Source organism: Actinomyces sp. 594 (assembly GCF_019325145.1).
In the GTDB taxonomy this organism is placed as follows: domain Bacteria; phylum Actinomycetota; class Actinomycetes; order Actinomycetales; family Actinomycetaceae; genus Actinomyces.
The window spans coordinates 140841-142616 of record NZ_PIZC01000038.1; the positions used below are offsets into that span (position 1 = coordinate 140841).

Genomic DNA, 1776 nt, shown 5'->3' on the forward strand with positions numbered 1-1776 from the left:
CAGGACGTGGCACAGATCGCCCCGGCACTGCGCAGCGTCATGACCGGAATGCGCGTCCTGGAGGGGCGGGTACTCGAACGCACCGCCGCCATGGGACTGGCGGCGGGCCCGGCGACGTCGGAGGACACCCGGCCGCCGGCCTTCGCCGCGCTGACCGCGCGCGAGTACGAGGTGGTTCAGGCCATCAGCGAGGGGCTCGACAACGCCGAGACGGCGGACCGGCTGCACCTGAGCGAGGGCACCGTGCGCAACCACATCAGTGCGATCCTGGCCAAGCTCGGCCTGCGCAACCGCACCCAGATCGCGGTGCTCTACTACCGCACCTCCCAGAGGCCCTGACCTGGGCGTAACCGTATCCGCTCGCCTCAGGGCGCTTCGTGTTTGAGGGTGTGGTGGTGGAGGCCGACGAGCCCCGGGCGGTGGCGCGCCTGGTCGGGAGCTTGGAGTAATGGAGCCTGCTCAGCCGCCGTACTGGTGGGTAAGCACCGCACCGATGAATACGACAATCCTTCCCAGCGGGAGGTCTAAGCACATAGGCTCGCCTCACGCCTGGTGCGGTCGCCGTTGACCGATCCCGGCGTCGCCTAGCGTTCACAGCCTCTCCGAACCACCCCGCCACCTGGCAACTCCCGACAGAAAGGCCTCTCGGACACCATGGACCGCAACTACTTCGACCTGACCGGGCAAGTCGCCCTCGTCACCGGCTGCTCCTCCGGCCTGGGGGTGCAGATGGCCAAGGCGCTGGCCTCGGCGGGCGCGAGTATCGTCGCCGTCGCCCGCCGCGTGGAGCGCATTGAGGCGGTCGCTGCCGAGATCGCCACGGAGTTCGGCGTGCAGACCCTTGCCATCCGCTGCGACATCACCGACACCGCCAATGTGGAAGCGGTCGTGGACGCCGTCCTGGAAAAGTTCGGGCGGCTCGACATCCTGGTTAACAACGCGGGCACCGGTGCCGTCGGCCCGGCGGAGGACATGACCGATGAGCAGTTCCAGCAGGAGTTCGACATCGACTTGTTGGGTTCCTTCCGCGTGGCGCGCGCCGCCGCGAAGAAGGCGATGATTCCGGCCGGCTACGGCAGGATCGTCAACATTTCCTCCATGTATGGCCTGGTGGGCAATATGGTGGCCGGCTCCGCCCCGTACCATGCCGCCAAGGGCGGGCTCGTGAACCTCACCCGGGCGCTGGCCGCCGAGTGGGGCAAGTACGGCATTACCGTCAACGCGATCTGCCCCGGCTACTTCTACACCGAGCTGACCACCCAGACCCTCGACTCCGACTTCTTCCAGGAGCACGCCCAGCGTGCCATTCCTGTCGGTCGTTACGGGCAGGAGGGTGAGCTCGACGCCGCCGCCCTGTTCCTGGCCGCGCCTTCCTCTGCCTACGTCACCGGCACTGCCATCCCCGTCGACGGCGGCTACACGGCCATATAACCGCGCTCGCCGACGACGGGCTGCTGTATCAGACAACCGGTTCAGGGGCCGTCACGGGCTGCTTGCCCGCCTGCGCGCAGCAGACGCCGGTGATGCTGCCGCCGTGCGTCGGCGCCCTGGTGCGTGCGCCGCTGCGAGGGGCGCGGACCGGGTGGGCACGCTGGTGCGCCCCGCGCGACGGTTCGGCACTTCCGGTGACGGTTCGTACCTTTGCACCGACGCTTCGTACCTTTCGGTGACGCTACGTACCCCTACGGTACTGTGATGTCTCATGACTTCTGGGACTGTTGGATCTCATGACATCTGGGAGTGTCAGAAGTCGTGAGATTCTGGGAGGCCCTGGGT

At 67.5% G+C, this 1776-nt stretch carries 2 protein-coding genes; both read left to right on the top strand.

The features are described from left to right. On the top strand, window positions 1-339 hold a 339-nt coding region (locus GZ998_RS06450; protein WP_219109389.1), incomplete at its 5' end, for a response regulator transcription factor. Window positions 340-654: 315 nt separating this feature from the next. Next, window positions 655-1431, top strand: a complete 777-nt coding sequence (locus GZ998_RS06455) for an SDR family oxidoreductase (protein ID WP_161924663.1) — start codon at window positions 655-657, stop codon at window positions 1429-1431. The last annotated feature ends 345 nt before the right edge of the window (window positions 1432-1776 follow it).